Source organism: Lactobacillus sp. UMNPBX17, from assembly GCF_002553735.1.
Lineage (GTDB): Bacteria > Bacillota > Bacilli > Lactobacillales > Lactobacillaceae > Lactobacillus > Lactobacillus gallinarum.
In genome coordinates, this window is sequence record NZ_PCYT01000079.1 from 1 (window position 1) to 5,717 (window position 5,717).

At 35.9% G+C, this 5,717-nt stretch carries 8 protein-coding genes; all 8 read right to left on the minus strand.

The annotated features are described in order from the left end of the window. Window positions 1-21 precede the first annotated feature (21 nt). Window positions 22-819 (minus strand): SGNH/GDSL hydrolase family protein, encoded by a 798-nt coding sequence (locus tag CP368_RS08995; protein ID WP_098044410.1) that lies wholly within the window; start codon window positions 817-819, stop codon window positions 22-24. Continuing rightward, window positions 812-1,471: a uracil-DNA glycosylase gene (locus CP368_RS09000; protein WP_098044411.1), complete on the minus strand. Its 660-nt coding sequence runs from the start codon at window positions 1,469-1,471 to the stop codon at window positions 812-814. Before CP368_RS09000 ends, CP368_RS08995 begins: the two co-directional genes overlap by 8 nt. Window positions 1,472-1,870: 399 nt before the next feature. Next, a complete protein-coding gene (gene rplS / locus CP368_RS09005; protein WP_003629071.1) occupies window positions 1,871-2,218 on the minus strand; it encodes a 50S ribosomal protein L19 in 348 nt (115 codons plus the stop codon). 112 nt (window positions 2,219-2,330) lie between these two features. Beyond that, window positions 2,331-3,050, minus strand: coding sequence for a tRNA (guanosine(37)-N1)-methyltransferase TrmD (trmD, locus tag CP368_RS09010; protein ID WP_098044412.1), 720 nt, complete (start codon window positions 3,048-3,050; stop codon window positions 2,331-2,333). Beyond that, window positions 3,040-3,555: a ribosome maturation factor RimM gene (rimM, locus tag CP368_RS09015; RefSeq protein ID WP_098044413.1), complete on the minus strand. Its 516-nt coding sequence runs from the start codon at window positions 3,553-3,555 to the stop codon at window positions 3,040-3,042. Before rimM ends, trmD begins: the two co-directional genes overlap by 11 nt. Window positions 3,556-3,624: 69 nt before the next feature. Continuing rightward, entirely contained in the window at window positions 3,625-3,897 is a 273-nt protein-coding gene (gene rpsP / locus CP368_RS09020; protein ID WP_025006364.1) for a 30S ribosomal protein S16, read from the minus strand. 89 nt (window positions 3,898-3,986) lie between these two features. Beyond that, the gene (gene ffh, locus CP368_RS09025; RefSeq protein ID WP_098036236.1) at window positions 3,987-5,417 is read right to left on the minus strand and encodes a signal recognition particle protein; all 1,431 of its coding nucleotides are present in this window, start codon (window positions 5,415-5,417) and stop codon (window positions 3,987-3,989) included. A 4-nt stretch (window positions 5,418-5,421) separates the two neighbouring features. Then, window positions 5,422-5,717 (minus strand): YlxM family DNA-binding protein (gene ylxM / locus CP368_RS09030; protein WP_098045996.1); only part of this gene is annotated, 296 nt, incomplete at its 5' end.

Genomic DNA, 5,717 nt, shown 5'->3' on the forward strand with positions numbered 1-5,717 from the left:
GGTCCAGATGGACTTTTATTTTTATAAAGTGTTCAACTTGATTTTACAATCGGCGGTTAATTTATTTTCAAAAACTGGCAGCCATTTTTCTAAATAACCTGCACGGGTCGGATGAATTTCGTCTGCCATATAAAGAGCAGGTTGGTCTTTAAAATTCGGATCATTATATAAATCCAGAACTTTAATATTCCATTTTTTAGCTAATTGATGTATTACTTTTACCATCTGATTATACAAATCACTTTCAAAATAAGGATTTGTATAGATCAAAATTGGGCAATGCCATGTAGTCAGAGCTTGACTAATAATATATTCCATCGCACCGATAATTGTTTTTACATCAAAATGGTCATTTTGACTAATTTCTCCCAACTTCTGGTTTGTACGCGCATCATTAGTAGAAAGTTGCAAAACCAGCATATCAATTGGTGTTTTAAGATTTTCCTTAAAACGAGCAACATAAGAATCACCATGATAACTGGTATCTTGATCTACCAAAGTAGTGCCATTTTCTGCATCTTTAATAGCAGCAATGCCATCTTTTTTCCATAAGTAGTCTACAAAAGATTCCCCTAATGCACCAAAACCAAATGTGACAGAAGAACCTAAAAATAAGATCTTTTTATTTCTTAATGGGCTATCAATTGTTTTCACACTGTTAAGACTATATTTACGGTTGTTACCCGGTAGATAGGCTAGCTCTGCATAAGCTCTTTGGTGCAAGGGATGCTCATCCAAATCCATTCGCAACTCATTAAGAGCAATATCGGATAAATCATTATTTTGTCTAATAGGGATTAAAAAAGTTTCGTTACTCATTATTTTCTCTTTCTTTATCGATGTAAGGTTTTATTGCTTCCCAATCTTTTACAATATCATCACTTAATTTACGATTATAAAATACAGCCGCAGGATGATATTCTGGAATAACCGTATATTTCTTTTTCGACCAAACATATCCATCTTTAGCTTCATTAAGTTCAAGAATTGGTGTATTCTCAATAACCTTACCATGTTCAGCAGAAATCTTATGACCTGGGCCAAGCAGTCGCTCTAATCCGGTGTTACCTAAAGCAACAATGACTTGTGGATCTGCGTAATGCATTTCATAGTCTAAAAAAGGAGCATGTGCTAACACTTCTTTCTTAGTAGGTTTACGATTTGGTCTTTTAATTACTTCTTTATTTTCTCGTTTACTAAAAACTTTTTTCACACTAAAAGGGCGGCTACGAACAGCACTAGTAATATAAACTTGATCTCGTGATAAACCAATTTGCTTTAGTGATTTATCCAGTTCCTTTCCGGCGTCACCACTAAATGGAATATTATTAACGATTTCATTGCGTCCTGGCGCTTCGCCTACGATCATTAGCAAGGGATGTATTGGGCCACTTCCTGAATTAATTCCTTCTAAACGCATGCCCTTTGATCTCTCTTTTACTTCTGCCAGTAATTCTTTAGGATAATTCAATCATCTCACCTGTTTCTATTTCTGATATATTAATTATAATATTAGTCAAAATTATTTTACATCTAAATTAAATATAGTATAATGTAATCAATTTAATATCAATTAAAAGCCGCCATTGTGGATAAATGGCGGCTTTCGCTTTAATTCCACACTCAATATCTCTGCTTGTGAAATTTACTTCACAATCCATATTTAGTATATTATCAATGTTATTACTGTATATTAAAGTGACTTTGTGATTTTAATTTGCAGTTTCACATGAGTTCCACGATATTATTATTCACAAGCAACGAATATATTATTAAATAATTATAACTTATATAAATTACTTTAAAAATATTTATCAAAACAAAAAAGCTAGTTCCGTTTGGAACTAGCTTTTCTATATCGACGTTATGATTAACGACGTGCTTCAGCAATTCTTGCTGACTTACCGTGACGTTCACGTAAGTAGTAAAGCTTAGCACGACGCACACGACCATGACGCTTAACTTCAACCTTAGCAACACGTGGGTCGTTAACTGGGAAGGTTCTTTCAACACCAACACCTGAAGCAATCTTACGAACAGTGTAAGTAGCACCGATGCCAGTACCCTTCTTCTTAATTACAACACCTTCGAACAACTGAATACGTTCGTGAGTACCTTCAACAACACGTACGTGAACAGTAACAGTATCACCTGCACGGAAAGCAGGAATATCGTCACGAATTTGTTCTTTAGTCAATTCTTGAATTAATGGATCCATAATATATTTTTCTCCTTCTTCGGCATTCATCCACGCACCAGCGTCAGCGGAACACCCATAACTTTAATTAGTGACATTTGCCACGATGAATAGTTTAACAAATCAAGCCAGCTTAATCAAGCTCTGACTTGATTTCTTCTAGCATTTTATTTTCTTCAATAGTCAACTGACGATCTTTTAACATATCAGGACGATGAAGATAAGTTGCTTTAAGCGCTTCTTTGTGTCGCCACTCAGCTATTTTTTGGTGATTGCCACTAGTTAATACTTCAGGCACTTTTTGACCTTCAAAATCAGCTGGGCGAGTATATTGCGGATATTCTAATAAGCCATGTGAAAAGCTTTCTTCTACTGGACTAGCAGCGTTACCTAAAATACCAGGCAAAAGTCGAACAGTAGCATCAATCATACTCATAGTTGGTAATTCCCCACCAGTTAGCACATAATCTCCAATTGAAACGGTTTCATCGGCTAAGTCATAGACTCTTTGATCAAAGCCTTCATAGTGACCACAAATAAAAGTTAATTCATCTTCTTTTGCCCAGTCTTGTGCCATTTGTTCATTAAAAGTTTTTCCTTGTGGAGCGGTAATAATAACTTTACCACTAGAAGATAAAGAATTAAGTGCTTTTTTAATTGGCATGATTTGGAGTACCATACCAGCGCCGCCGCCATAAGGAGTATCATCTACGTGGTGATGTACATCTGTTGTGAAATCACGGAAATTAACTAAATTGAGATCCCACTTACCATCTTCTAAACCACGTCCTAACATCGATACTTTCAAAGGTGTAAACATGTCGGGAAAAAGCGTCAATACATTAATCTTCATCTCGTAACCCCTCCATTAATTCTACATAAACTTTTTTGGCAGCTACATCAACTTTTTTAACAACATCGGCAATGTTTGGAATCCAATATTCCTTGCCACTATCTTCACGTACAAGCCAAATATCATTTGCACCTGGAGATTGGATATCAACGATTTTACCGATATTTTTACCAGTTTCTTCATCAATCACATCGCAATCAAAGATGTCTTTATAATAATAAACACCGTCAGGTAATTCGCCACGCTCTTCTTCGCTTACTACCAGGATTTGGCCTCGTAATTTTTCTGCTTGATCAATATCTGTAATTTCTTTAAATTGAATTAACCAAAATTGTTTAAATGGACGGCTTTTTTCAATAGTCAATACACGTTTAGTATCGCTTCTAAGTGATAAATGCATCCCTTCAGCAAAACGCTCTTCTGGGAAGTCCGTAATCACGTTAACTTTGACTTCACCATTCAATCCATGAGTTGTTAAAATTCGTGCAACGTCAAAATATTCCATGCATGCTCCTTTTTAAGTAATAAAAAAAGCTTGAAGCACTTGGCATCAAGCTTTTAAATAATCGCAAAATTACTTGTTGTATTTTGCATCGTGCAACTTAGCCATCAAGCCAGCACCTGAAAGAAGTGATCTAACAGTGTCTGAAGGTTGTGCACCCTTTTGTAACCAATCAAAGATCTTGTCTTCATCAAGCTTCAATTCCTTTGGTTGTGAAACTGGGTTGTAGTAACCAACTTGTTCGATGAAACGACCATCACGTGGCATACGTGAGTCTGCAACAACGATTCTGTAGAATGGCTTTCTCTTGGCACCAGCACGGTGCATACGAATTTTAACTGACATAAATTAATTTCCTCCTAAAACTTAACGATTAATAATATACCACCAAAACAAATGGGTGTAAAGTGTTTTTCCTTAACACCTTTATTTTTTTAAGAATGGAATCTCTTAATCTTACGCATACGCTTCTTTTTGTTCTTCTTAAAGTTCTTATTTAAACGACGCATAGCCATCTTGGCCATTGGTGAATCCATCCCTGGCAAGTTGCTTAATCCCTTCATATTGCCCTTAGTCATCTTGCTCATCATTTCCCGCATTTGTTTAAATTGTTTAATCATACGGTTAACTTCGACAACGGGGCGACCAGAACCGGCAGCAATTCTTCTTCTGCGACTTGGATTCAACAAATCTGGATCCTCACGTTCTGCTTCAGTCATTGAATAAACAATGGCAATTGTATGATCAATTTGCTTTTGATCAACATTTAAGTTCTTCAACTGTGGATTATTTGCCATCCCAGGAATCATCTTCATAATTTGATCAAGCGGACCCATTTTTTGCACTTGCTTCATTTGATCAACAAAATCATTGAAGTCAAAAGTGTTTTCTCGCATCTTTTCAGCGACTTTTTCAGCTTCCTTGGCATCGTAATCTTGTTGTGCCTTCTCAATTAAGGAAAGCATATCACCCATCCCAAGAATTCTGGAAGCCATTCGATCTGGGTGGAAGACATCCAAATCACTTAGTTTTTCACCTTGACCAGTAAATAGAATTGGCTTACCAGTAACTGCACGAATTGAAAGTGCAGCACCACCACGAGTATCACCGTCTAACTTAGTTAAAATTACTCCGGTAACATCAAGTCGCTCATCAAAGCCTTTAGCAACGTCTGTAGCTGCTTGACCAGTCATGGCATCAACTACTAAAAGGATGTTATCTGGCTGTGCAACTTTCTTAACACGTTCCAATTCTTCCATTAATGGTTCGTCTATTTCTAAACGACCGGCAGTATCGATTAAAACATAATCATTCTTGTTTTTATCAGCTTCAGCTAAACCATCCTGTACAATCTTAGCAACATCTTTTTCACCATCTTCGCTAAAGACAGGCACCTTTAATTGTTCACCAATTTGCTTTAATTGGTCAACAGCGGCAGGACGATAAATATCTCCAGCAATCAAAAGCGGACGAGCCTTTTGCGTCTTTTGTAAATGATATGCTAATTTACCAACAGTGGTAGTCTTACCAGTACCTTGCAAACCAACCATCATAATAATAGTTGGAATATGCTTAGACTTGTTTAAAGGAACTGCTTCTTCACCCATCATCTTCGTTAATTGTTCATTAACGATTTTAATTACTTGTTGGCCCGGATTTAAACTTTCTTGAACTTCTTTGCCAAGGGCCTCTTTTTTAATAGTCTTGATAAAGTCCTTAACAACCTTGAAGTTAACATCGGCTTCTAACAATGCAAGTCGAATTTCACGACTAGCCTTATTAATATCCTCTTCTGAAACTTTACCTTTACCAGTTAAATTTTTTAATGCTTTTTGAATTCTTTCACTTAAATTTTCAAAAGCCATGGGTTTACTCTCCCCTCAATTGATTTAATAAATTGGTTATTTCTTTTTTAGCAGTTTGACTATCATTATTATCTATCGACAAAAGTGCATCTGCTAGCACATCTTCAATATGATTATTATCACGCCGCATATGTAATTTGGCTTCATAATTTTTCAAAATTTTAGTGGAGCGTTTTAAATTATCATAAATAGCTTGCCGAGATACATTATGATTAACCGCAATCTCTCCTAATGATAGATCATTATAATAATAATCTTCAAAATAAGATTGCTGTCCTTTAGTTAATAAAGAACCATAAT